We start from the raw sequence: 23,944 nt of genomic DNA on the forward strand, positions 1-23,944 counted from the left end.
GCTAAAGGTAGTTCGGCGGCAAAGCAGCCGTTTATCCGAATTTTAATAAAGTTATTGCAGGAATTACCAAGGCAATGGGGAAAAAATAATGCAACGACTCCTTTCAGCGGCAATTATCGCAAGTGCTTTACTACCAAGTTCCGCACTGGCGGAAACCGTCGGCAAGTGGAAGAGCGGTGAAATCAATGGCTTTACACGTTATTGGACCACCAACAACCTTGGCGCGAATTTCGTAGTCTGGTGCCATCCAAAACGCCGGATCAACGGCACCTTGCTTCATATTGATATCGACGGAAAAATGCCGCCGCCAAATACCAGGATCAAATTGATCATGGACCGCGAGGTCCTGGAGCTTCCGACCAACGAGCAAGGGTATGTTGAAACAAGTTGCGCCGCATGTTCCGACAGTTTCGGATATGTCTGGCACCGGCTGCGATCGTCCCATTCCCTTGCGGTCAAGTTCCAGGACGACAGCTACGCGGGATTTTCACTACGCGGCGCCCAGAAGATCATACCCGGCAACGTTTGTCCCACCGACTGGCAGAAACAGCACCCCAGGTCCTGAGACAAACTTTCAAGTCGGAACATGCCTGGCCCACCCAGCCTGGTCAGCCTGCTAAGCCTGGCCAGCCTTTAAAAAGGCCATCTTGAATAAACGGGTTTGAACAGAACACCTGTAAATTTCGTCTGGGACAAAATACGGATACTGCTCGATGCGGATCGCTTTTTTCTCTTTCGTACTCCTGACCGTGGCCGCCCCCTTGCAGGCAGCCGCCGCCGATCACGGCAATTGGCATACCGACACCGCCTATGGCTATGAGCGCTACTGGACCGAAAGCTCCAGCGGAGCACGGTTCACGATCTGGTGCCCGCCCAACCATTCCGTCAAGAACGCCCTCATCGGCGTGCGCATCAAGGGTCGCAAGCCGGACCCCGGCTCCACAGTGCTGGTCGAACTGGATCACAAGCTGATCAAGTTCAAGGCTGGAGACGACGGTTACATCTACAATGATTGCCCGGCCTGTTCCGACAACATGACTTATTTCTGGCACCGGCTTCGCTCTTCGGTAAAATTCGCCGTGCAACTGGAAGACAGACGCTATTCCGGATTTTCCCTGAACGGCGTGCGGGAAGCCATGGCGGGGACCGTCTGCTCCAGCCGGATGGCCCAGAATATCCAATAAACTCCTGGTAAAATCCTGACCGGTCGGTTTTTTGTGCTCGCAATCACATTTGCGCACCGCAAGTTGGTGCACACTCGACCTGTCACCTTCTTTCCGGAGCGTTCTGAAGGGTTTATCCTTCCGAGCGTCCCTTTACGGTGGCAACGGCACGTCAGGAGACCTTCATGCGGAAAATGTTTCTTTGCGCGGCAGCGCTCGCCCTTCCCGGCCTTGTCATGTCGACGGCGGCCGAGGCTCGTCCGGATCTTCGCAAGATGACCTGTGCCCAGGCGCAGAACATGGTGCGCCAGCATGGTGCCGTGGTCTTCACCACGGGTCAGTACACCTATTCGATGTTCGTTTCGAACCTCAGTTACTGCGATCGCAACCAGGTCCTGTTCACGCAGTACGGCCAAACGCGTGACGCGCCACGCTGCCCGGTTGCGTTCGAATGCAAGGAACCGCTGTTCCCGCGCGGTCTGTCCCGCTGGGATTAACCCTGGAGACATGACACAGGCCGGAAAATCCGGCCTGGTACACGCTCTCATGCCATTGCTTCGTCCCAGCGTTCAGTGTTCCGGAACCCAAGCGAATGATTACAAACCGGCTCTATTGGCTAGAGCGGAATATTGTCATGCTTTTTCCACGGCATGTCCGCCTGCTTCGATCTGAGCAGAGCCAGCGCCTTGGATACACGCCGGCGCGTGGAATGCGGGCGAATGACATCATCGATGTACCCGCGTTCGGCAGCGACGAACGGGTTGGCGAAGCGGTCTTCGTAGTCCTTCGTCCGTTTGGCGATCTTGTCCTTGTCGCCAAGTTCGGACCTGTAGAGGATTTCGACAGCCCCCTTGGCACCCATGACCGCGATTTCAGCGGACGGCCAGGCGTAGTTGATGTCGCCGCGGATATGCTTCGAACTCATCACGTCATACGCGCCGCCATAGGCCTTTCGGGTGATGACGGTGATCTTCGGCACGGTCGCTTCAGCATAGGCAAACAGCAGCTTGGCACCATGCTTGATCAGTCCGCCATATTCCTGAGACGTGCCCGGCAGGAACCCGGGAACGTCGACGAAGGTCACGATGGGAATGCCGAAACAGTCGCAGAACCGGACGAACCGCGCAGCCTTGCGGCTGGCATCGGAATCGAGCACGCCTGCCAGCACCATAGGCTGATTGGCAACAATGCCGACGGTCCGGCCTTCGATCCGCCCGAACCCGGTAATGATGTTGCCGGCGAAACTGCCCTGTATCTCGAAGAAATCTCCTTCGTCCACCGTCTTGAGGACGAGTTCCTTCATGTCGTAGGGCTTGTTCGGATTGTCCGGAATAAGTGTATCGAGACTGGTGTCGATCCGCTCCGGGTCGTCGTAGTTCGTCAACTCCGGCAGGTCCGCACGATTGTTCATGGGCAGGTAATCGATCAGCCGGCGCATTTCCTGAAGCGCTTCGACGTCGTTGTCGAAGGCCCCGTCCGCAATGGAGGACTTGGTCGTGTGGATCGACGCCCCGCCGAGTTCCTCGGCCGTCACCGTCTCGTTGGTCACCGTCTTCACCACGTCCGGTCCCGTCACGAACATGTACGACGTGTCCCGCACCATGAAGATGAAGTCCGTCATGGCCGGCGAATAGACGTCGCCGCCCGCGCAAGGTCCCATGATCAGCGATATCTGCGGGATGACGCCAGACGCCAGAACGTTGCGCTGGAACACTTCGCCATAACCGCCGAGGGCCGCGACACCCTCCTGAATTCGGGCGCCACCTGCATCGAACAGGCCAATGATAGGCGCACGGTTCTGCAGGGCCATGTCCTGGAGCTTTGTTATCTTTTCCGCATGCGTTTCCGAAAGAGATCCGCCGAAGACCGTGAAATCCTTGGAGAACACGTAAACGGTCCGTCCGTTGACCGTTCCCCAGCCGGTGATCACACCGTCGCCGGGAATATGCTGCTCTTCCATGCCGAAATCGGTGCAGCGATGTTGCTTGAACATGTCGAATTCTTCGAAGGACCCTTCGTCCAGAAGAATTTCGATACGTTCGCGTGCTGTCAGTTTGCCCTTGGAGTGCTGTGCATCGATCCGGCGTTGTCCGCCGCCCAGGCGTGCCGTTTCACGGCGTTGTTCCAATTCGGCCAGAACTTCTTTCATCCGGTCCTCCCAAAACTTGAGCTTGGATCACGCCGTAGCATGATCCCCCGGCAGAGCCTAGTCAGCACATGGGCTTATGGGGAAACTACGCCCCGTGAAAGGCCTGCGGAAAACGCAACAATTCAGCCACGGTGGCGCTTCACGAACGACAGACGCTCTCCTTCGCGGCCCAGCTTTACCCGAAACTCTTACTGCCGTAGCGTTACCACTCCGGGAGAGTTGTCAACAGCACCTCACCGCATCCCACTTTCAGAGCACCGATTCCATTCCTGAGAAATGTCGTTTCAGGTCCAGAACCTTATTTGAACGGAGTACATTAATGTCTGGAAATTTCGTTGTTGATCATCGTGACGGCGTCATTACGCTCGCCCGCCTGCAGTATTTCGACGTGAGCCAGGCCAACCTCAAGGAAGATCACAAAAACTGGCTTCGACGGAACGTCGTCCCGTTGCTGAAGGGAAACGGCAGCATAAGTGTCGTCGGCCTTTCCAGTCGAAGCGGCAAGGCTGCTTTCAACAAGGCGTTGTCGATGAAGCGGGCAAACGCGGTGAAGTCGTTCCTGGAGGAATGCCTCCTGTCCAGCTTCCCCTTCGATCTGGTCGACGGACTTGGCGAATCTCTGGCTGAAGAAATGGGTCAGGAAGACGGCGTTGAAGACGGGCAGTTCCGCGCCGTGATGATCTACGTCCACTCCCTGCCGACACCGCCCAACCCCAAGGTCATCAAAACTCCCAAGAAGATGAAACCCAAGCCAAAGGCGGCTTCAACGCTCTGGGTCGGCATCGGGGAAAGCCATTCGGGCGATCTGGTCGCCGTCGGGCGTTACAACTGGAATGGGCGCATTTACCGCGCCAGTGCCGATGACAATGGTTATGTCGACTACGTCGATCTCATGGCCGATGGCTGGAAAATCGGCGGCGGCCTTGGCGGCAGTGTCGGTGGCATCGTCATTGTGGCGCACGGCGTCAAAACCGCCAGCGAGCTCAACAAGAAGGGCGAATGGTCCGATTGGGATCTCGATCTGGCGATCGCCGGCAAGCTGGGGGACGTCCTCAAAGGCATCAAGGGCATCGGCAAGATCATCAATACGATGGAGAAATACGAGGAACTGAGCCACGCTGCAATTGAACTCACCAAGAACAAGGGATTCGTCAAGAAGGGCCTCTATACAATACCCATGCTTGGGGTCGGTGCAGGCCTGCACGTGTGGACCGGACGCAAATACGGCGACGTGTCCGTGATCTCCACCGGCAGAACGCTGATGAGGTAGCACTCGCATCCCGAGCCTCAAAGTGCACAATCGCCGGGCAGCAGACCGGATTTCCGGCAAGGCTGTCCGGACTGCGCATCGACTGTGCACTTCAGATCTTGAAACGCCATTCATCGAGCGGAAGGAACGCTGTTTCCACACTGGTTCAAATGGAATTTCGGGAAGCAGAGACATCGCGAACCGGTCACTCGTTTTCTCATGATCAGCCTGCAAGGACAGGTACCGTCACGTTCATTTGAGCCTGTCATTTCGATGATGTCCGCACTCTCACGCGGCGGAAAACATCATCCACGGAGCGCATTACGATAGGCAAAAAAAATATATTCAACCTGAGGGAACCTCAGGATTTTTCGACTGATTTCAGCCTCTTGCCTAATTTGCAGGCACTGTCGCCGCGACATTGAACTTTGACACCTTTCAGAATTTTGCCATGATTGCCCAAGAACGAAGCATCGGCAAAGGGGAGGCAATGGCGGACGAACGCACTTTCTTCAATGAAATGCTCGACGAGGCCAACGAGCCGCGCCAGCCATACGCCCGGCTCGCCAAATGGCTGGAGGACAAACCCGCCAACTTTCTGACCAAGAAAGGCCGCGACGCCGAAACGATATTCCGCAGGCTTGGCATCACCTTCGCGGTTTATGGCGCAGAAGAAGCGACTGAACGGCTCATTCCGTTTGATCCTATTCCGCGTATCATCTCCGCTTCGGAATGGCGGCGGCTTTCTGCAGGCATCGACCAGCGCGTGCGTGCCCTGAACGCTTTCCTGCATGACATCTATCACCGCCAGGAAATCCTGCGCGCCGGCAGGATCCCCGCGGACCTGGTGCTGCAGAACGAAGCGTTCCTGCCCGAGATGGCGGGGTTCACCCCTGCCCGCAAGGTCTATGCCCACATCATCGGTACCGACCTGGTGCGCGTGTCCGAAAACGAATTCTACGTGCTGGAAGACAACACCCGCACCCCCTCCGGCGTCTCCTACATGATGGAGAACCGTGAGACGATGATGCGTCTCTTCCCCGAACTCTTTCAGAGCCACCGGGTCGCCCCCGTGGAGCAATACCCGGAGAACCTGCTGCAGACGCTGGAAAGCGTCGCGCCGGATCCGTCCAAGTCGTCCCAGACAATCGTTGTCCTGACTCCCGGCATCTACAATTCAGCCTATTTCGAACATGCCTTCCTGGCGGATTCCATGGGGGTTGAACTGGTGGAAGGCCGGGACCTGTTCGTTGATGCCGGCCATGTGTTCATGCGCACCACGCGCGAACCCAAGCAGGTCGACGTCATTTACCGGCGGATCGACGACGCCTTCCTCGATCCGCTCACTTTCAATCCTGGCAGCATGCTCGGCGTGCCGGGCCTGTTCGATGCCTATCGCGCCGGCAACGTCACCATCTGCAATGCGCCGGGAACGGGGATTGCCGACGACAAGGCGATATACGCATATGTTCCGGACATTATCGAGTTCTACACCGGTCAGAAGCCGATCTTGAACAATGTTCCGACCTGGAACTGCTCAAGGCCGGACGACCTAGCCTATGTGCTGGACAATCTCGAGGACATCGTCGTCAAGGAAGTCCACGGCTCGGGCGGCTACGGCATGCTGATCGGACCGACCGCCTCCAAGCGTGAGATCGCCGAATTCCGGAAGGTGCTGGAAACCAACCCCTCCAACTATATCGCCCAGCCGACCCTGGCGTTGTCGGCCTGCCCGACACATGTCGCTTCGGGCGTTGCCCCGCGTCACGTCGATCTGCGTCCCTACGTGTTGATCGGCGATCAGGTCCGCATCACCCCCGGCGGCCTGACACGGGTTGCCCTCAAGAAAGGCTCGCTTGTCGTCAACTCCAGCCAGGGTGGCGGCACAAAAGACACCTGGGTACTTGAGGACTGAGAGAACCAGATGCTCGGAAGAACCGCCTCTTCGCTGTTTTGGATGTCGCGCTACCACGAGCGTGCCCAGAACGTTTCCCGTCTACTGGAAGTCGCCTGTCGCGGCGCCATCATCTCCCATTCCGGTCAGGAGGATGGCACTCACTGGACCTTTGCCCTCGCCTGCTCGGACTGCGAAACCGGCTACAAGCAGAAATACGAGGAACTGAACGGCCGCAACATGGCCGCCCACATGATCTTCTCCAAGGAAAATTCCTCAAGCGTTCGCAGCTGCCTGGAACTTGCCAGAAACAACGCGCGCGCCGTTCGCACCGGCATAACGGCGGAACTCTGGGAAGCGATCAACACCACGTGGATCGAGTTTACCGATGTGAACCCGCAATCCATCACCCAGGAAAAGCTGCCCGACTTCCTTGCCTGGGTAAATCAGAGGGCACATCTGTTCCGGGGTGCGCTGCTGAACACGATCCTGCGCGACGACGGCTATTTTTTCAGCCAGATGGGCAATTTTGTTGAGCGGTCGGACAACACGGCCCGCATCCTCGACACCTATTACTGGACCTTGCTGCCGGACAGCGACATCATTGATGACGGCTCTCTTGAGCACTATCAGTGGTCCGCAATCCTGCGTGCGCTGTCCGGACGGCGCAGCTACCGGTTTGCCTATCCGAATGCACGGCTGAAGGCTTTCAACATTGCCGAATTCCTGATCCTCAGGACGGAAATGCCCCGTTCCCTTGCCCATTGCTACGACTGGATGGCCGATACCGCGGAAGACCTGGCTCAATTCTATGGGTCACGCGAGCCAAGCCTGGATATGGCGGCGGACATGGCAAGAGACCTGGCTGAAAAGCAGATGCACGAGATCTATCAGCAGGGGCTACATGACTTCCTTTCGGATTTCATTAACAAAAACAACCTGTTCGCCCATCAGCTTTGCGAAGACTACAATTTCGCCTGACCCTGGAACCCCACAGAACCGGTGCAGCATGCGACTGACTGTCAGACACACCACCCGATACCGCTACGAAGCGCCGCTTGCCAATGCCATGCAGCAGCTGCGCCTGACGCCTGAGAACGGCCCGAGCCAGAGAGTTGTCGAATGGTCCATCGAAGCGCCAGGCATCGAACGCGCGACGACCTACAAGGACGCTTTCGGCAATCAGGTTCACATGGTGTCGCGCAGCGAACCGATCGAGGACGTTGAGATCACTGCCAGCGGCATTGTCGAGACAACCGACACCAACGGAATTCTCGGCCACGAACCAGATGCCGGCATTCCTCCACGGATCTACACCAGGGTCACCCCGCTGACGCAATCGAACCAGGCGATCCGCAGACTTGCAGCCAACGCGGAAAGCCACGACAAGATCGCCGGTTTTCATGCGCTGATGCATGCCATCCGCGACAAGGTGGACTACAAGGTCGGCGTTACCGAAACCCACGCTCCCGCAAGCGCCGTGCTGGCCGCCGGTGAAGGTGTTTGCCAGGATCACGCGCATATTTTCATCGCCGCCACGCGTGCCATCGGCGTTCCAGCCCGTTACGTTTCCGGCTATCTGCTGCTCGAAGACGAGCAGGCTTCGGAAGCGCACCATGCCTGGGCCGAGGTGATGATAAACGGACTTGGCTGGACCGGATTCGACATATCCAACGCAATGTGTCCGACAGATCGCTATATCCGCTTGACGGTGGGCCTGGATTCCCGTTCAGCTGCCCCTATCAGGGGGATCCGTTTTGGCGGGCTAGAGGAAAACCTGCATGTTGAGGTCGACGTGGCCCAGGCCGCGCTCCAGCAACAGCAGTAAGTGTCATTTTCCGGACGCCAGAACCGGCTTCACCCCACGAAGAAGAAATTAGTGGGCAGCCTGCGCCCTGCCTGATCGCCCCTGCTCCCGGCAGGTCCATCAGCGTCGCAAGGCGCAGTCTGAGGGTGTTGGAATGACCTATTGCGTTGGCTTGAAACTGGATCGCGGGCTGGTGTTCGCCGCGGACACACGCACCAACGCCGGTGTCGACAATATTGCCACGTTCAAGAAACTCCACGTTTGGGAAGAACCCGGCGAGCGGGTGATCACCCTGCTGTCGGCCGGAAACCTGGCTGTCACACAAGCCGTTGTCTCCCTGCTCAGCGAACACATCACGTCGGCGGAAAACGACCGCGCGACGCTGATGACCGCAAAGACCATGTTCCAGGTTGCCCGCCTCGTCGGCAGCGCGGTACGTGAGGTCAAGGCGATCGATGGCGAGGCTCTTGCGACAAGCGCAGAAAATTTCTTCGTCACCTTCATTCTGGGTGGTCAGATCAAGGGCGAGGAACCGCGCATGTTCCAGGTCTATGCTGCCGGCAATTTCATCGAGGTCTGCGAAGACACCCCATATCTGCAGATCGGCGAACACAAATACGGCAAGCCGATCCTCGACCGGGTCACCCGGGCGGACATGCGCCTCGGTGAAGCCGCCAAGCTGGTGCTTCTGTCCTTCGACAGCACTTTGAGGTCGAACCTGTCTGTGGGAATGCCCATCGACATGTTGCTGTACAACACGGACAGTTTTTCCACCGATCGTCAGGTGCGCATCCAGCAGGACGACCCGTATTTCCAGAAGCTGTCCCGGGGCTGGTCCGACAAGCTGCGGCAGGCCTTTGCCGATATTGAGGAATTTGAGGTCTGAGCCGACAGGCAACTGTCAGGCTGACGTCACAATGCATCAGTAGAAGCGGTCCGGGCCTTTCCGGAAAGTGAGTATCCATGAACAATTCCAGCGATGTCGCCGAGCTTGATCCTGCCGCATGGACCCGGGAGCCGGCCAACGAACCGCTGGATATCAACGATACCGCGCTAAAAGCCGTCAGAGACATGATCAAGGCAGGCCAGCGCACGCAGCTGGTTGAGCTGCTCAAGCGCTGGGACCCGGTCGACGTCATGCAACTGCTGACGCGGCTCCGGCTGAAACATGCCCGCAAGCTGTTCCAATGGCTGCCCGCCAACCCGTCGATCAAGGTGGTTGCCGAACTGCGCCCGGAATTCCGGTCTATCCTGATGGAGGAATCCACGCTCGAGCAGTTCCGCGACATTCTCGCCGGGCTCGATCCGGAAGATGCCACCGAAATACTCAATGAATTTCCGGACGATGTCGCGGACGAACTGATCGCGCGCCTGCCGGATGTGGAAGACATCGCCACGCGAGGCTCCTATGCCGACGATACCGCGGGCCGCGTCATGGCGCGCAAATTTGTTGCCCTGCCCGAGACCTGCACCGCGGGAGCGGCCGTCGCGCAGATGCGCGAGGAAGCCAACCGCATCCGCAAGATATTCACCGTCTATGTGACCGATGCCGACGGCAAGCTGACCGGCACGGTGGAAGTCGGCAAGCTTCTGCTCGCCCCCGCGGATGCGCCCTTGTCCAGTTTCATGAATCGGGACGTGATTGCCGTTTCCACCGACACGGATCAGGAAGAAGTCCTGCGGCTTGCCAGAAAGCGCGACATGCGCACCGTGCCCGTGGTCAGTGGTGAAGGGCACCTGATCGGCCGGATCACGCCCAAGCAGCTGACCCGCATCGCCTCGGACGAAGCCAACGAAGATATGCTGCTGATGAGCGGTGTCTCCGCCGAAGCCCGGTCGGATGACACCGTGCTGCGCATCGTGCGCGGCCGCCTGCCTTGGCTTCTCGCAGGCCTGGTGGGCGCCAGTGTTGCCGCAACGGTGGTGGGTTCCTATGAGGATCAGCTGGCAGAGGCAGCCATTCTGGCCGCTTTCATTCCCGTCACAATGTCCATGGCCGGCAACGCTGGCCTGCAGGCATCAGCGGTCGCCGTGCAGGGCATCGCAACCGGCGCCTTGTGGTCGGGTGACATCTTCTATCGATTGATGAAGGAACTTGTCGCCGCGCTCTTCAACGGTGCCATCGCCGGCACCATCCTGGGCTGCCTCGTGCTGCTGGCGTCCATGGTCGTACCACTGGAAGCCCCCCTGCACCTCGCGCTTGCCACGTCACTGTCTCTGCTGTGTGTCACCACGCTCGCGGCCATGGTGGGCGCTACCGTACCCATCATCCTGGACAAGATCGGTATAGATCCGGCCATGGCCATCGGTGTCTTCATCACCTCATCCAACGACGTCCTGGGCGTGCTCATCTTCTTCCTGATGGCAACGACGTTCTATCTGGGGTGAAATCTGGTCCTTGGAAAAAGCAAGCAAATTGCGAAGCTGAAGCAGGCCTGCAAAATCAAGGGTTAGCCTTCCCTCAGGATCAGCACCGCCGCGTCGAATTCCTTGCGCTTGTAAGCCCTGACTAGAGCAGCTTCCGCATCCTCGCCCCAGCGCTCGATGTTGAAGTCCTCTTCCACATGCGCCGCCGTCCAGCTGGCATCGGCGTCGAGATAGTCTTCAAGAAGGCCAAGCGCCAGAAGCGCAGATCCGGTCAAGCTGGTGATCGTGTGCAAGGCAGCAAGGCGCATCGGCGTCAGGTCTGAAAGCCGTGCGCGGTAGGCGGCAAGCAGCGCCTCCGGCTGCGCGGCATGTATGACGCCCTCGATCAGCACGAAACGGCCACCCAGCAAACTTCCCGCCCAATCCACGACCGGGTCCCACAGGCGCGTCTGGGTGTCGACCAGGCTCTGGGGATCATCAGCGCGGTAACACAGCGCATCGTTGCCGGCGAAGCGCGTAACGTCGTCAGCCACTTCATCAAACCGGACGCTCACCGCATCCAGGGCAGAATTGGAAATCCGCGTCAGAGGCATGGTCGCCGGGTTGATTTCCTTGTCCTGCGCCTGCCATTCGGCAGCAACTGCAGCCGCCAGCGCCTCGCTCGGCAGCAGCAAGGCGGCCTTGCCCGGCGTCTTGACCGGCCTGCCGTCCAGGTGGATCGCAAATCCACCATCCGAAGCAACATGGGTTGCTTCCTTGTAGAAACGCTTCGGCAGTTCGCGGCGGGAAAGTTCACGCGCCCGCTGCTCCGGATCCTTGACCGCATCTTCCTCCAATGCTTCAAGAAAATCACGCATTATATTGTTTCCTTGTCGAAATCCAGAAGTTCACCAAGCGCCAGATCCAGCTCGGCAAAGGTCTGAATAATCCTGTCTGCACCGTTGGAACTCAGTCGGTTCCGGTCATGATAGCCCCAGGTGACACCCAAGGCGTGCGTTCCGGCAGCCTTCGCCATCGCCATGTCGAAACCGGTATCACCGATCATGATCGTCCGTGAGGCATCGGCACCTGTTTCGGCCATTGCCCGCAGCACCATGTCCGGATGCGGCTTGGAGGGTGATGTATCAGCGGTCTGGACGGTCATGAAACGCCCATGCAGATCATGGGTATCCAGCATGTGCCTGACGCCGCGCATCGCCTTGCCGGTGGCAATTCCAAGCAGAACGTCTTCTCTTGGGTTCAACCTGTCGATTGCGTCGCGGGCACCCGGATAGAGCGGATCGAGATCAAGCCCTTCCCGCCTGCGAGACCATTTCGCCTGCCTGTAGGCCTCCGACATCACCGGGATCTTGTCCTGGTGTGCCGGGCCGACAAGATCGAGGAAAGCCTCATCCAGCGACCTGCCGACGATCGAAAGCGCCGTTTCTGCGTCCGGCATGGGCAAACCTGCAGCCTCGAAACCGACTTGCAATCCCTGCAAGATGGTTTTCTGGCTGTCCACCAGCGTGCCATCGACGTCGAAGATGATCAGGTACATGGGCATCCTGTGCCAAGCGAACGGAAAGTAGCCCGCATGTGCCGGGTTTTTCTCCGGTGGTCAAGAGCCGATGCTGGCCGCCCATGATTGGAAGATTTGGCGACACCTACGTCAACAGCTCGTAATTTTAACAATAGGCAAAGTCTTCCACATTCTGCGGCAAATTGACGTTCAATCTTTGGATATCGTCAATTTCGAAAAACTGCCCGAAAATTGCCTCTTTAAAGTGATTACCGGTCACATGGCCGTTTGCATTTTATCGTAAACATCTTGGTTACCATGTTCGACGATACTGATGCAGGCGGGTGGGCATGAACGTTTGGGGCAAGTTTGTCACCAAAGGATACGGATTTTGGAGCGCGGTCGAAAAGACCGGCGTAAAAGAGTGGTTTTGTCTGAATGCTTCAGAAGAAACAAAAGGTCGGCCTGAAGGGTCAAGCAGCACCCCGGAAGACCAACCGGACTTTTTACACGATCCTGGCAGGGGCAACTTTGGTGATATCCGGGCTGGCCGGAACAGCAACCCTGCTTGGAACCTCGATCGCCCCCTCTCATTTTGTTGCCGCTGGCACAGTACCGCAGGAAAATCTGTCGTTCTCGCAGGCCGGCCCGGCCGCCGCATCTCTCGGATTGGCACCGATAGCCATGACGCCGAAAAAGCGGCAAACCTCTGGGACCGTGACCACGCTTGCTGCGGAAAAAGCGGCCGAGCAGGCAGCGGCACTCGCGGTGCAGGCCGAGGCAACCTTGAAGGCGGAAGCCGAGGCGCTTGAAGTTGAAGCTCGTGAAGCGGCCAAGGTGGTCCTTGCCGCCAAGCTCGCCCGACTGAAACTCGCCCAGTCACTTCTGGCCCACCGGGCTGCTGCAGAAACGACGACAAACGTCGCAGCGCTTGGTGAAACGGCAACTGGAGACGTGGAGGCCACAGTCAGCGTGGCTGCCCTGCAGAATGTCGGCGCAAGCGCTGAAGCGGAAACAAGCGTTGCGGCAAAACCTGCGCCGGCAGCAGTGTCCGTTGCCCTTGCAGCCAGCAATCCCGCCAAACCCGGCGCCATTCTGCCGCCGACCCCGGACATGAAACCCGAACCGCCGCGCCGCAGCGCGCCTGTGGTCGCCGAAAACCGTCCTGAAGGCCGGGACAAGCCGGAACAAACGTCACCTGTTCTGGCCTATGCAACGCCGGGCAATCCGGACGAAAATGAAAACGGCGTTTTTGGTGGTCTCGGAAAGCTGTTCGGCAACACAAAGCCTGGCCTTCCCGGAGCCCACGCCAAGGTTGCCGTCTATGACATCAGCGCGGCAACCGTCCATATGCCGGACGGCACCAAGCTTGAAGCGCATTCCGGCATCGGACACCGGATGGACAATCCGAAATTTTCTCACGTGAAGATGCTCGGCCCGACCCCTCCCAACGTCTATACGCTGCGGATGCGTGAGCGCCGGTTCCATGGCGTGGAAGCCATTCGCATGCTGCCGCAAGACCGCGCAGCCATGAAAGGCCGTGACGGCATGCTGACCCACACCCGCCTGCTGCGCCGGTCCATCGGCTCGCATGGCTGTGTCGCCTTCAAGGACTACAACAAGTTCCTGAACGCCTTCAAACGCGGCAACGTCAAGACGCTGATCGTCGTTCCCTCCATGGAAAAGCTGCCGACCTATCTGGCAAAACTTCAGCGGAGCACCGGAGCCTGACCTTGCAGGCAACCGCCGGATTGGCTATGCCCTTGAAACGTCCCGTTGTCATCTAATGACGGGATGTTCCATTATGCCATGTCGGAACCGGGGCCACAGTGGGCCTGCCGGGTCCAATCAGGCACTTGTTGATCCAGCATAACGCGCCCCTGCCCGCCCGGAGCTTTTCTTGACCAAGATCATCCTGCTGCTGCTATTCCTGATTGCCGCGATCCAGGTGATCAAGCCGATTGGCTGGCCGGGCCTCAAGAAGCGCTCTGATGCCTGGAAACTGGTTGCTGGCGTCGTGTGTGTCACCTTTGTCTCAGTGATCCTGGGCGCGCTTTTTCAGGGTATCTAGTCCGATCCGGACGCCGGGACGGCCAACGTCCGTCAAATAGCAAGACTTCAAATGTTACCGCCAGACGACACCCCAACTCTGCATCTGTTTTGCGGCAAGGTTGCTTCAGGCAAGTCGACTTTGGCGGACAGGTTCGCCGAACGGCCAAACAGCATTCTTCTGCGGGAAGACGTCTGGTTGTCCGGTCTCTATGGTGAGCAAATGTCCACTCTTGCGGATTTTGTCCGCTGTTCTTCGCTGCTGAGGAAGACGATAACGCCGCATGTTGTGGCACTGCTTCGAAGCGGCCTTTCGGTGGTACTGGATTTCCATGCCAACACGAGGGAAAGCCGCACCTGGATGCGGACCATTGCCGACAAGGCCGAATGCGCCCACCAGCTTCATTTTCTCGACATTCCGGACGAGATCTGCAAAAGGCGGCTGCGCCAGCGCAATACGGCCGGGCAGCACGAATTCTCGGTGTCGGAAGCCGAATTCGACCGGATTGCAAGCCACTTTCAACCGCCAGCGAAAGATGAGACCTTCAACCTGAAGATCCATCCCGCAAGCGTTTGAACATCTGGCGATGTGAAGCCAGCGTCTAGCGCTTGTTGAGCGCGTCGTCCGGATCATCCACTTCCGGATCATAGTCCGTGGCGTCAAATCCAAGCAGGTTCCAGGTTTGCTGCATGTGCGGTGGCAGCGGTGCGGACACGTCGATCGTGCCATGGCCCGACGGATGCGGAATCACGATCCGGCGTGCCAGCAGGTGCAGGCGGTTCTGAATGCCACCCGGCAGTTCCCAGTTCTCGATGTTGAAATACTTGTCATCGCCGATGATCGGATGACCGATATGGGCAGCATGGGCACGCAACTGGTGCGTCCGGCCCGTGACCGGCTTCATGGTGACCCAGGAAAGCTTTTGGCCGGATTTTTCGAAAACGGAATAGAGCGACACCGCGTGCTGGGCTTCGTCGTCCCCCTGACGCACGATCTGCATGCGTTCCTCGCCTTCGTTCCTCGCAAGGAAAGTGGAAATGCGGCCCTGGAAGGGTTTGGGAACGCCCGCAAGGATCGCCCAGTAGATCTTGCGCGTATTCCGGTGGCGGAAAGCCTTGGTCAGCTCCTGCGCTGCCTGGCGGGTCCGTGCCACCAGAATGATGCCGGAGGTCTCGCGGTCGAGACGATGCACCAGACGCGGCTTGTTGCCTTTGCGGTCGGTGTAGGCGTCCAGCATACCGTCCAGATGCCGCTTGAGACCCGAACCGCCCTGAACTGCAAGACCGGCCGGCTTGTTCAGCACCATCACCTGGTTGTCTTCGAACAGCAGCATATCCTCGATGGCCTTGCGGTCGTCGGCAATCAGCTTCGTGGACTTGGGCTTGGCGTTCTTCTTGTCGTCCGCTGGCAGTTCAACCCCGAGAGGCGGAATGCGGATCATCTGCCCCTTGGCGATGCGGGTGTTGGTCTCGGCACGCTTGCCGTCGACACGGACCTGCCCCGTGCGCAGGAGTTTCTGCAGATGACCGAAACCAAGCCCCGGATAATGGGACTTGAACCAACGGTCGAGGCGCATGCCCGCCTCATCGGCGGTCACTTGTTTCTGTTCAATCGCGGACATGTTTTTCTCAAATTGGGCGTGCGGCCTGCCGCCGTCACGCGCATCCATCGCCCCTGCATCAAGGCGGGGGGAAAATTCGTTCCGCTGCGTATAGGCGGAATCGGTCGCAAAGGGAAGGAATTCTTAAGGTGCAACCTGGCGCATGATCATCAGTCCGGCGAACACTGCAAGGATGGACAGCGCAACGGAGGCCAGTATGTACATCAGCGCTAGGTGCGTGTCGCCACGCTCCCACAGAACGGAAGTGTCCAGCGAAAATGCGGAAAACGTCGTGAAGCCGCCGAGAAAACCAGTGGCCACGAAATAGCGCAGTGCCTGCAGATTACCGGTCTCGTGGCGTACCAGCCAGCCGATGAAGAGCCCCATGATCAGCGACCCGGCGACGTTGACTGTCATGGTACCGATTGGAAATCCCGGACCGAACAGTCTGAGCGTCGCCAGAGACACCAGGTGCCGCCCGCCCGCGCCGAGACCACCGCCCAGCATCACCAGAAGAAGATGTTTCAAACCGTTGCCCCGTCTCTCATTCTTACCTGTCGCCCTGCGCATGCAGGACGCCCAGCGGCCGGACTTCGTTCTGGCACCTGAAGACGCAAGTTATTCGCCCGGAGTTGCCGGCTTTGCTTCCGTGTCCTGGCCCATCTGTTCGAAAACCTTGACCTGCCCGTCATACTTCGGGTCGATGGTGCCGCAGACACGGTCCCAGAACGAGAAGAAATTGGCGAAGTTGTAGCGGAAGCGCGAATGGTGCTGGTCGTGGAAGGTCACGCAGACCATTGGCGAGGGCATGCGAGACATGGGCGACGCCCAGAACTCGAACCCTGAGTGGCCGATGGTTCCGTTAAAATGGTCCCACAGCCTGTGAACGATCAGCACCGGGATCGGAATCGGTAGAAGGATGACGGCCCAAAGGTAGTAGCTTTGCATGACGAAGGCATCGACCAGATCGTCTGAATAGGTGCTCCAGACCGTCGGTGCGACGGAGCGGTGATGTTCGGCATGAAACCGGTACATCGCCTTCGTATGCATGAACCTGTGCCCCCAGTAGAACCAGGTGTCAAAGGCAAGGATGGAGACGACGAACATCAGAACTGCTGACCACCATGTCAGCTCCAGCGGAGCGACCAGCGTCCAGCCCTTCATCGACAGGAAGATGCCGCCGGCAAGACAGCCGGCAGTTACAGTCAGCGAATAGACGCTGGCCCGGATTTCCTTCCACATGCGCTTTTCACCGCGCCGGTTCTGCTGAATGCGACGCTCCGGGTGCCGGTTCTGTATCTTGACGAGCACCCAGCCCGTGGCGAAATACAGAAACACGTTTACAGCATAGCAGGCCGCATAAATCGGCAGGAATTCAAGCAGTATCGTCAGCGCCTGATCGAGCATATCTCTTCATACATCCAGTTTGTCGGTTGGCTGACACAATTGAGCACTGTGCGGGCTTACCCGGTTGCCTTGACTTTCGTTTCTTCCGAATCCGGAATTTCGCCGGTTTCTTCCATGGAACGTACCAGCACATCGTACTTCGGATGCACGGTTCCGCAGATCCGGTCCCAGAATGAAAAGAAGTTACCGTAATTGTAGTGAAACTGCGAATGATGCAGATCATGGAACGTCGTGCAAATCAGCGGCGACGGGAAGCGCGACGACTTCGATGCGAAATATTCGAAGCCCGAATGGCCGACCATGCCCGAAATCTGGTCGAACAGCCGCAGTGCAAAAACGCTCAATGCGGGCACGGGCAGCACGAACCAGACCAGAAAATAGAAGAAATGCTCGATCAGGGTATCGACAGTGGTCGAGCTGTCGTTACTCCAGACCGTCGGCGCGATCGAGCGGTGGTGCGGCACATGGAACCTGTAGAGCGACGGCCAATGCAGGACCCGGTGCCCCCAGTAAAACCAGGCGTCGAACAGCACGAAGCAGACGGCGAACATCAGCGGAAACGACCACCAGCTAAGCTCCAGCGGTGCGACCAGTGTCCAGCCCTGGGTCTGCGCGAAATAACCCGACGACAGCAGTACCGACGACGTTGCCAGCGCCTGCATCGAGGCACGGATTTCCTCGGCCTGACGTTTCATGCCGTCGCGGTGCTTCTGGATACGGCGTTCCGGGTGGCGGGAATTGATCGCGATCATGGTGAACCCGGTCGCGAAATAGACGGCCACCATGGCTGTATACGTCAGAGCCAGAACGATGATGTAATCGACGAAAAGCGCCATTATGCCTTGTCCTGCTTGCCGGTGCCGGCATAAAGCGCCTCGAAACCTTCAACCCGCTCGTCATACGTCGGATGAATGGTGCCGCAGAACCGGTCCCAGAAAGAGAAATAATTGGCGTAATTGTAGACGAAATACTGGTGATGCTGATCGTGGTAGAGCGTGCACAGCAGCGGCCAGGGCTTGCGGGCACTCGGGCTGGCGAAATGCTCGTAACCACAATGGCCGATCGCCGCCGACACCTGGTCGAACAGCCGGTGGCCCAGGAAAACCAGCGGCGGAATCGGCACCACAAACAGCACGAGCGCATAGTAGGAATGGGCAAACAGCGTGTCGACGCTGGAGCCTGCATCGTTGGACCAGACCGTCGGCGTCACCGTCATGTGGTGCGGCTTGTGGAACCGATAGAACAGCTTGGTGTGCAGGATCCGGTGCCCCCAGTAGAACCAGGTATCGTGCAGGGCCAGCGAGATCACGAAGAACAGCGGCACGGACCACCAGGAAAGAGCGACAGGATCAAACAGCGTCCAGCCGCGCAACTGGGCATAGAGGCCGATGGAAAGACATATGCTGGTGATCGACAGCTGTCCCATGGAAGACTTGATATCGCGCAAGGCATCGTGGGTCGGCTGGCGTTTCTGGATCTTGCGATCGGGATGACGCCGGTTCAATGCCGTCATGGTCAGGCCGGTGGTGAACAGCACGATCAAGCTGGCAGCATAAAGCCCCAGAAAAAATGCCACAAAGACCTCTGGTCCCGTCCCAAATCGTTCGGCAATGAATGTCATCAAGTCAAATATCCACACGCAATTCCCTGGCCACTTTTGTGCGTAGCGAAAGAGCGGACCTCACGTCAAGGAATGACTTGCCGAATTATGAACATTCGCCGGTCAGACACTTTCCGCGACATGCGCAAAGTCGGGATAGATGGACCGGACCAGCTTGTCGATCCGGTCTATTTCCTCAGGGATTTCAGAAAGTTTATCGCGCTCTTCTTCCAGCACCGCCAGAAAGATCCGCGCCCGCGCCTGATTTACCTGGATCTGCGGCAAAGTGCCCTCGCCGGCCGCGGACAGCACGATACTGACCAACCGGTCGGCGGCATTGAGCCGGCCCCACAGATAGTCGTGTTCCCGCCAGCCCCGATTGAAGAAGGCGCCGAACGTGTTCAGCGACTTGCCCTTGAGGTCAAAGCCTTCCGAATAAAGGCTGGTGGCATCGGTCGGGCTGATCCGGTCGACTAGGATCTCCGTGACCTCGGAAAAGTCGTTGCGCTGCAGCACCGGGAAAGTGATCAGATCGAAGAAGCCGAACCCGATATAGGTGCCCATCAAGGACGTATGCCGGCTCTTGTCGAGAAGTTTGCGGGCCGTCTCGGCAAAGAGTTCGTCATGAAGCCGGTCCAGGTCGGCGAGCCCCATCATCTGCGTCAGGGATTTCAGCATGGGCTGCACATGCTCTGCAGCGCTCGGCCCTCCCGCCTCGACCGCACGCACGAATTCCTGCGCCTGATCACGGCTGCGTCCGCCAAAGAACCGCTCCTTCCAGCGCCAGCCCAGATGATCGATCTGATCGTAGAGCAACCCCTTCATCTGATCGAGCACCTCGAAATCAGGGGGCGGCAAGCCAGAATCGGGACGGTAATGATAGAATCCGTTGAGCTTGCGGACCGCAAATCGCAGACGGCGTATCCTGTAATCGACGTCGAGGCCGCGCAGCAAGGCAACCACATGCGGATCCGTGCGCCCCAGAATGTCCTTGCTCTCGGCTGTCAAACGGCCGGTGTAGCGCGAGATCAGCCCCAGAATGGCTTCTTCCTGGTCCCGCGCGTTTTCCAGTCCGCTGAGTCGCGCCGTCAGACCTGCCAGTCGCTCCGCAAGAGAATGCAGTTTTAGAGACTGATAATTCAGAAAGGCGAACCCTGCCTGTTCGAAAGCGGCCATGGTTGCCTGCTTCCGGCAGATGGACAGCATGTCAGGCGTTACAAGCCGCCGCTTGGGCAGGATGCCGGACACCGCCTTTTCCACCATCGGACCGGCATCATCGATCAATTGCGACAGCCACCGGCTTCGCCGGTTGTTTTGTTCAAGCTCTTTCAGATCGTCGCCGATGGGCTCATTACGCGGAATATGGGCGAGCGAGGCCAGGATCACCCGAAAGAACCCGGGTATTTCCGAAACGGTGCTTTCCGTCTCCACCGGAACCACCGGTGACGGGTCGACATAAATCAGCCGGCGGGCCACTTCCCGCACCGCCGGTCGATCCTGAATGACGTCGATCACGGGCGCGAACGGCTTGTTCATGACGACGCTGCCGTCAACAAAGCAATGCTGACCGGCCGTCTCGGCGGTGAGGTTGAGCCCACTTGCCAGGAAGGTATCGCGGTTGCGCCATGTCAGGTCGTGATCGGCCAGCACCCGCTCCATCTCGGCAACTGTTGCAGGTGGAAATGCCCCTGGAAACGAGGACGTCGCACGAGCTGCAAAGACAATTTCGGGAATGCTGTCGGAATCAAACTGGCTGTCGATATATCCAGGTGTCCTGTGGGCGGCATGAAAATTCAGGATCCGGCGGTGGTCCCATTCCTCGACATAATCCGGATCGTCCAGGTGAATTCGCCGCTTGATGCCGTTGTAATCGGTTATGGTGACGAACAGGTCGAGCGTCTGCCCCCTCGGGATCAGAGTGCGCCCGGGCACGGCATCTCGTTCCATCTTCTTGCACGCATCCAGCATCCAGCTAATGAACCGTTCGCCGGAAAAGGGCGGTGTAAACCACCTCGCCTGCATGAACAAACGCAGTTTTTCCCGCGTTTCCGGACTTTCAATCTGCTTTGCCAGTCGTGTGGAGATCAGCTGGTCCAACACCGGGGAAATGGAAATTTTCAGATAGCGGGACAGACCACCTTGCGGCCGTGCCAGACGCGTGACGTCGGCGTTTTCCAGCCACATCTCGCTGTGACTATCGAGCGGCAGGTCATGGGTGATGGCGCGCCCAAGCATGATGCCGTTGACGCCGCCGGCGGAGGCACCGGCAATCGCGTCCACCACAACGCGGATATCGGCAACCGAAGACATCAGGTCCAGAAGATCCCGGTAGGCATTCTGCACCGGCGGCAGATCCTGATCCGGTGTCTCCTTGGCGGAACCGTTCGAATTGCGGTCGAGGCGAAAACTGGACGCCCGCACAAGATTGAGGATTTCCCTGCTCACGCCATGCATGTAGATGGCAAGCGAAACGCCGCCATAAAACACCAGGGCCAATCTGAGTTCGATTTCCTTCATGAGGTCACCGCGGGGGTCATCTTCATGTCCTAGCATAAAACAATGGCCACAAACTTTACGAGGCACCGGTCTCATACGCCATTCAAGACATGGCGGAACTATGCTCCGGAACGATCACTTCTGTGCAAACATGATTTGACGAAGAGGCTTGCCGGGGCCTTGGCAGAACATGACCGGCTATATTTTTCCCCTGCCTGCTCTCTATATTCCGCTAAGATAGTTCGCGGATCCAACAATGATTCTTAAAATTTCGGCGCTATAAAACAGACAACGAGACCCGATCTTTTCGACGCGGAATGAAATGGCCAAGAGTTTAGATAAAGCAGCCCAAAACCCGGATGAAACCGGGCAAGCAGATCAGAAAACCGACCTGCAGTCCCTGCAGGAGGAGAACGAATACCTGCGGTCCGAGCTTGAAGACCTGCGCTTGCTCTATGAAGCCACTATCGAACATGGCGAAGCCGTCGAGGATCAGCTGGCGGATCAGTCCACCAAACTCGAGGCTCTCTCCCGGCAGCTTGCCAAATACCTTTCGCCGCAGGTCTACCAGTCCATTTTCGAAGGCCGCCAGGAAGTCAAGATCGCGTCCTCGCGCAAGAAGCTGACGGTGTTCTTCTCCGATATTGCCGATTTCACCGAAACGGCCGACAGGCTTGAATCTGAAGAACTGACGGCAATCCTGAACCAGTATCTGACGGAAATGTCGAACATCGCTCTGCAATACGGCGCGACGATCGACAAATACGTCGGTGATGCCATCCTTATCTTTTTCGGCGATCCGGAATCGCGCGGTGTCACCGAAGATGCACTTGCCTGTGTGCGCATGGCCATCGACATGCAGGAACGGATGACGGCGCTGCAGGGGGCATGGCAGGAAGCCGGCATCTCCAAACCGATGAAATGCCGTATGGGTATCCACACGGACTATTGCACTGTGGGGAACTTCGGCAGTGAAGACCGGCTGGACTACACCATCATCGGCCGCGGCGTGAACACGGCGTCCCGCCTTGAAAGTCTCGCCACGCCCGGCTCGATCCTGATCTCTTTCGAAACCTATTCCCAGGTGAAGGATCAGATAAAATGTGCTGAAAATGGCGAGGTGAACGTCAAGGGCATCGCCTATCCGGTTTCCACTTACGAAGTGATCGGCCTCAAGGAGCCCGCACACATCAAGGGTGAACTGGAGCTGGATCAGGTGTCACGCCAGTTGGAGAAGATCTCCGACACGATGGCACCGGAAGACCGCGAGAAACTGATTGAAGCCTTGAAGAGCGCGCTCGACCGCCTGATGTCCATCGAAACCGCTTGAGCCTGCGCTCTCACCGCAGGCAGGCTCAGCCGCGCTCCTTGCGCCGCTTGTCCCAGAAATCCAGACGCTTTCGCAGTTCCCGCTCGAACCCTCTTTGAGGTGGATCGTAATAGGTCTTGCGTCCCATCTGCTCCGGGAAGTAGTCCTGACCGGAAAAGCCGTCGGGAGCGTCGTGGTCGTATTGATAACCGTCGCCGTACCCTTCCTGCTTCATCAGTTTGGTGGGGGCGTTGAGGATATGCTTGGGTGGCAGCAGCGAGCCGCTGGATTTAGCGTCCCGCATCGCCGCCTTGTAGGCCACATAAGCGCCATTCGATTTCGGCGCGGTTGCCAGATAGATCACCGACTGTGCAAGCGCCAGCTCACCTTCGGGCGAACCGAGCATCTGATAGGCGTCGCGCGCCGCATTTGCCTGCACCAGAGCGTTCGGATCGGCAAGACCGATATCCTCCACCGCCATGCGGATGAGGCGGCGTGCCAGATAAAGCGGGTCTTCACCACCGTCCAGCATCCGGCAGAACCAGTAAAGCGCGGCGTCGGGATCGGATCCGCGCACCGATTTATGCAGCGCCGAAATCAGATTGTAATGCCCGTCAGCGCTCTTGTCGTAGATCGGCGCCCGCCTTTGAACGATGTCCTGAAGCCGCGCCGCATCGAAGACTTCATCCTCTGCGGCAGCCCGCCAGACATCTTCGGCGAGTGTCAGCGAGGACCGGCCGTCGCCGTCGGCCATCCGGATCAAGACCTTTCGCGCTTCCTCGTCAAGCGGCAGCTTCCGCTCTTCCAGCTCCTCCGCCCGCGCCAGCAGTTTTTCAATCGCCTGTGCCGACAGGGAATGAAACGTCATCACGTGAGACCGGGACAGCAAGGCGGCATTGAGCTCGAAGGACGGATTTTCCGTTGTCGCACCGACCAGCGTGATCGTGCCATCCTCCATCACCGGCAGGAAGCTGTCCTGCTGCGCCCGGTTGAAACGATGGATCTCGTCAACGAATAGCAATGTCGCCCGGCCACTCATGCGCCGGGCCCGGGCCGTCTCGAACACCTTCTTCAGGTCGGAAACACCGGAAAAGATTGCGGAGATCTGTTCGAACGCAAGATCGGTTTCATTGGCAAGCAGCCGGGCGATGGTTGTCTTGCCCGTCCCCGGAGGTCCCCAGAAGATCAGCGAGCCGAGAGTCCGCGTCTTGAGCATCCGCGACAGCGTGCCTTCCGGCCCGAGCAGATGATCCTGCCCCACCACGTCGGCCAGTTGGGTCGGCCGCATCCGGTCCGCCAGCGGCCGCGGGCCGGACTGGCTCAGTCCGGAAGCTTCGAACAGATCGCTCACACCG

22 protein-coding genes and 1 pseudogene are annotated in these 23,944 nt (G+C 58.3%); 13 read left to right on the top strand and 10 right to left on the bottom strand.

All coding sequences use genetic code 11. From position 1 onward, the window contains the following. Positions 1 to 88: 88 nt before the first annotated feature. From ACYQ54_RS01515 to ACYQ54_RS01525, 3 genes are all read left to right on the top strand, one after another. Complete coding sequence (locus ACYQ54_RS01515; RefSeq protein ID WP_460078698.1) at positions 89 to 565, top strand: hypothetical protein; 477 nt, start codon at positions 89 to 91, stop codon at positions 563 to 565. Between the two features lie 148 nt (positions 566 to 713). After that, the gene (locus ACYQ54_RS01520; RefSeq protein ID WP_460078701.1) at positions 714 to 1,184 is read left to right on the top strand and encodes a hypothetical protein; all 471 of its coding nucleotides are present in this window, start codon (positions 714 to 716) and stop codon (positions 1,182 to 1,184) included. Positions 1,185 to 1,348: 164 nt separating this feature from the next. After that, positions 1,349 to 1,660: a hypothetical protein gene (locus ACYQ54_RS01525; protein WP_460078702.1), complete on the top strand. Its 312-nt coding sequence runs from the start codon at positions 1,349 to 1,351 to the stop codon at positions 1,658 to 1,660. 119 nt (positions 1,661 to 1,779) lie between these two features. Here ACYQ54_RS01525 and ACYQ54_RS01530 read toward each other — a convergent pair whose 3' ends face one another. After that, positions 1,780 to 3,312, bottom strand: a complete 1,533-nt coding sequence (locus ACYQ54_RS01530) for an acyl-CoA carboxylase subunit beta (protein ID WP_460078705.1) — start codon at positions 3,310 to 3,312, stop codon at positions 1,780 to 1,782. A 319-nt stretch (positions 3,313 to 3,631) separates the two neighbouring features. On the opposite strand from ACYQ54_RS01530, the gene ACYQ54_RS01535 reads away from it, so the two are divergent. From ACYQ54_RS01535 to mgtE, 6 genes are all read left to right on the top strand, one after another. After that, positions 3,632 to 4,582 (top strand): OmpA family protein, encoded by a 951-nt coding sequence (locus ACYQ54_RS01535; protein WP_460078707.1) that lies wholly within the window; start codon positions 3,632 to 3,634, stop codon positions 4,580 to 4,582. 469 nt (positions 4,583 to 5,051) lie between these two features. Beyond that, complete coding sequence (locus tag ACYQ54_RS01540) at positions 5,052 to 6,476, top strand: circularly permuted type 2 ATP-grasp protein (RefSeq protein ID WP_460078709.1); 1,425 nt, start codon at positions 5,052 to 5,054, stop codon at positions 6,474 to 6,476. Positions 6,477 to 6,485: 9 nt separating this feature from the next. Further along, the gene (locus ACYQ54_RS01545) at positions 6,486 to 7,436 is read left to right on the top strand and encodes an alpha-E domain-containing protein (RefSeq protein ID WP_460078710.1); all 951 of its coding nucleotides are present in this window, start codon (positions 6,486 to 6,488) and stop codon (positions 7,434 to 7,436) included. A gap of 28 nt (positions 7,437 to 7,464) precedes the next feature. After that, positions 7,465 to 8,283, top strand: coding sequence for a transglutaminase family protein (locus ACYQ54_RS01550; RefSeq protein ID WP_460078712.1), 819 nt, complete (start codon positions 7,465 to 7,467; stop codon positions 8,281 to 8,283). Between the two features lie 133 nt (positions 8,284 to 8,416). Then, positions 8,417 to 9,148, top strand: coding sequence for a peptidase (locus tag ACYQ54_RS01555; protein ID WP_460078714.1), 732 nt, complete (start codon positions 8,417 to 8,419; stop codon positions 9,146 to 9,148). A gap of 77 nt (positions 9,149 to 9,225) precedes the next feature. Then, positions 9,226 to 10,650 carry a magnesium transporter gene (gene mgtE / locus ACYQ54_RS01560; protein ID WP_460078715.1) on the top strand — a complete coding sequence of 475 codons (1,425 nt, stop codon included), beginning with the start codon at positions 9,226 to 9,228 and terminating at the stop codon, positions 10,648 to 10,650. A gap of 62 nt (positions 10,651 to 10,712) precedes the next feature. Here the strand turns inward: mgtE and ACYQ54_RS01565 are convergent, their stop codons facing one another. Then, positions 10,713 to 11,486, bottom strand: a complete 774-nt coding sequence (locus ACYQ54_RS01565; protein WP_460078718.1) for an ATP12 family chaperone protein — start codon at positions 11,484 to 11,486, stop codon at positions 10,713 to 10,715. Then, complete coding sequence (locus ACYQ54_RS01570) at positions 11,486 to 12,166, bottom strand: HAD-IA family hydrolase (RefSeq protein ID WP_460078719.1); 681 nt, start codon at positions 12,164 to 12,166, stop codon at positions 11,486 to 11,488. The genes ACYQ54_RS01565 and ACYQ54_RS01570 overlap by 1 nt, the downstream gene beginning before the upstream one ends. A gap of 399 nt (positions 12,167 to 12,565) precedes the next feature. Here ACYQ54_RS01570 and ACYQ54_RS01575 point away from each other — a divergent pair, with 399 nt between their 5' ends. The 3 genes from ACYQ54_RS01575 (at position 12,566) to ACYQ54_RS01585 (ending at position 14,753) form a co-directional block, all read left to right on the top strand. Beyond that, positions 12,566 to 13,858: a DUF2778 domain-containing protein gene (locus ACYQ54_RS01575; RefSeq protein ID WP_460078721.1), complete on the top strand. Its 1,293-nt coding sequence runs from the start codon at positions 12,566 to 12,568 to the stop codon at positions 13,856 to 13,858. Between the two features lie 169 nt (positions 13,859 to 14,027). Next, positions 14,028 to 14,198 carry a hypothetical protein gene (locus ACYQ54_RS01580; RefSeq protein WP_460078723.1) on the top strand — a complete coding sequence of 57 codons (171 nt, stop codon included), beginning with the start codon at positions 14,028 to 14,030 and terminating at the stop codon, positions 14,196 to 14,198. Between the two features lie 51 nt (positions 14,199 to 14,249). Then, the gene (locus ACYQ54_RS01585) at positions 14,250 to 14,753 is read left to right on the top strand and encodes an AAA family ATPase (RefSeq protein ID WP_460078725.1); all 504 of its coding nucleotides are present in this window, start codon (positions 14,250 to 14,252) and stop codon (positions 14,751 to 14,753) included. Between the two features lie 25 nt (positions 14,754 to 14,778). On the opposite strand, the gene ACYQ54_RS01590 is transcribed toward ACYQ54_RS01585, so the two are convergent. From ACYQ54_RS01590 to ACYQ54_RS01615, 6 genes are all read right to left on the bottom strand, one after another. Then, positions 14,779 to 15,798 carry an RluA family pseudouridine synthase gene (locus ACYQ54_RS01590; RefSeq protein ID WP_460078728.1) on the bottom strand — a complete coding sequence of 340 codons (1,020 nt, stop codon included), beginning with the start codon at positions 15,796 to 15,798 and terminating at the stop codon, positions 14,779 to 14,781. Positions 15,799 to 15,921: 123 nt separating this feature from the next. Beyond that, positions 15,922 to 16,305 (bottom strand): fluoride efflux transporter CrcB, encoded by a 384-nt coding sequence (gene crcB, locus ACYQ54_RS01595; protein WP_460078730.1) that lies wholly within the window; start codon positions 16,303 to 16,305, stop codon positions 15,922 to 15,924. A gap of 90 nt (positions 16,306 to 16,395) precedes the next feature. After that, complete coding sequence (locus tag ACYQ54_RS01600) at positions 16,396 to 17,184, bottom strand: sterol desaturase family protein (protein ID WP_460078731.1); 789 nt, start codon at positions 17,182 to 17,184, stop codon at positions 16,396 to 16,398. Between the two features lie 56 nt (positions 17,185 to 17,240). Then, positions 17,241 to 18,020: a sterol desaturase family protein gene (locus tag ACYQ54_RS01605; RefSeq protein WP_460078732.1), complete on the bottom strand. Its 780-nt coding sequence runs from the start codon at positions 18,018 to 18,020 to the stop codon at positions 17,241 to 17,243. Next, positions 18,020 to 18,760 (bottom strand): sterol desaturase family protein, encoded by a 741-nt coding sequence (locus ACYQ54_RS01610; protein WP_460078735.1) that lies wholly within the window; start codon positions 18,758 to 18,760, stop codon positions 18,020 to 18,022. Before ACYQ54_RS01610 ends, ACYQ54_RS01605 begins: the two co-directional genes overlap by 1 nt. 147 nt (positions 18,761 to 18,907) lie before the next feature. Next, on the bottom strand, positions 18,908 to 21,301 hold the full coding sequence (locus tag ACYQ54_RS01615) for a patatin-like protein (RefSeq protein WP_460078736.1): 2,394 nt from the start codon (positions 21,299 to 21,301) through the stop codon (positions 18,908 to 18,910). Between the two features lie 487 nt (positions 21,302 to 21,788). On the opposite strand from ACYQ54_RS01615, the pseudogene ACYQ54_RS01620 reads away from it, so the two are divergent. Then, a pseudogene (locus ACYQ54_RS01620) lies at positions 21,789 to 22,449 on the top strand (adenylate/guanylate cyclase domain-containing protein); the annotation flags it as partial. A 186-nt stretch (positions 22,450 to 22,635) separates the two neighbouring features. Here ACYQ54_RS01620 and ACYQ54_RS01625 read toward each other — a convergent pair. Continuing rightward, the gene (locus ACYQ54_RS01625) at positions 22,636 to 23,940 is read right to left on the bottom strand and encodes a replication-associated recombination protein A (RefSeq protein WP_460078737.1); all 1,305 of its coding nucleotides are present in this window, start codon (positions 23,938 to 23,940) and stop codon (positions 22,636 to 22,638) included. Positions 23,941 to 23,944 lie beyond the last annotated feature (4 nt).

This window comes from Roseibium sp. LAB1 (assembly GCF_054658235.1).

Bases quoted from the DNA above. Each gene is read 5' to 3' on its own strand.
- ACYQ54_RS01515 (WP_460078698.1), top strand. From the start codon at position 89: ATGCAACGACTCCTTTCAGCGGCAATTATCGCAAGTGCTTTACTACCA.
- ACYQ54_RS01520 (WP_460078701.1), top strand. From the start codon at position 714: ATGCGGATCGCTTTTTTCTCTTTCGTACTCCTGACCGTGGCCGCCCCC.
- ACYQ54_RS01525 (WP_460078702.1), top strand. From the start codon at position 1,349: ATGCGGAAAATGTTTCTTTGCGCGGCAGCGCTCGCCCTTCCCGGCCTT.
- ACYQ54_RS01530 (WP_460078705.1), bottom strand. From the start codon at position 3,312: ATGAAAGAAGTTCTGGCCGAATTGGAACAACGCCGTGAAACGGCACGC.
- ACYQ54_RS01535 (WP_460078707.1), top strand. From the start codon at position 3,632: ATGTCTGGAAATTTCGTTGTTGATCATCGTGACGGCGTCATTACGCTC.
- ACYQ54_RS01540 (WP_460078709.1), top strand. From the start codon at position 5,052: ATGGCGGACGAACGCACTTTCTTCAATGAAATGCTCGACGAGGCCAAC.
- ACYQ54_RS01545 (WP_460078710.1), top strand. From the start codon at position 6,486: ATGCTCGGAAGAACCGCCTCTTCGCTGTTTTGGATGTCGCGCTACCAC.
- ACYQ54_RS01550 (WP_460078712.1), top strand. From the start codon at position 7,465: ATGCGACTGACTGTCAGACACACCACCCGATACCGCTACGAAGCGCCG.
- ACYQ54_RS01555 (WP_460078714.1), top strand. From the start codon at position 8,417: ATGACCTATTGCGTTGGCTTGAAACTGGATCGCGGGCTGGTGTTCGCC.
- mgtE (WP_460078715.1), top strand. From the start codon at position 9,226: ATGAACAATTCCAGCGATGTCGCCGAGCTTGATCCTGCCGCATGGACC.
- ACYQ54_RS01565 (WP_460078718.1), bottom strand. From the start codon at position 11,486: ATGCGTGATTTTCTTGAAGCATTGGAGGAAGATGCGGTCAAGGATCCG.
- ACYQ54_RS01570 (WP_460078719.1), bottom strand. From the start codon at position 12,166: ATGTACCTGATCATCTTCGACGTCGATGGCACGCTGGTGGACAGCCAG.
- ACYQ54_RS01575 (WP_460078721.1), top strand. From the start codon at position 12,566: ATGCTTCAGAAGAAACAAAAGGTCGGCCTGAAGGGTCAAGCAGCACCC.
- ACYQ54_RS01585 (WP_460078725.1), top strand. From the start codon at position 14,250: ATGTTACCGCCAGACGACACCCCAACTCTGCATCTGTTTTGCGGCAAG.
- ACYQ54_RS01590 (WP_460078728.1), bottom strand. From the start codon at position 15,798: ATGTCCGCGATTGAACAGAAACAAGTGACCGCCGATGAGGCGGGCATG.
- ACYQ54_RS01600 (WP_460078731.1), bottom strand. From the start codon at position 17,184: ATGCTCGATCAGGCGCTGACGATACTGCTTGAATTCCTGCCGATTTAT.
- ACYQ54_RS01605 (WP_460078732.1), bottom strand. From the start codon at position 18,020: ATGGCGCTTTTCGTCGATTACATCATCGTTCTGGCTCTGACGTATACA.
- ACYQ54_RS01615 (WP_460078736.1), bottom strand. From the start codon at position 21,301: ATGAAGGAAATCGAACTCAGATTGGCCCTGGTGTTTTATGGCGGCGTT.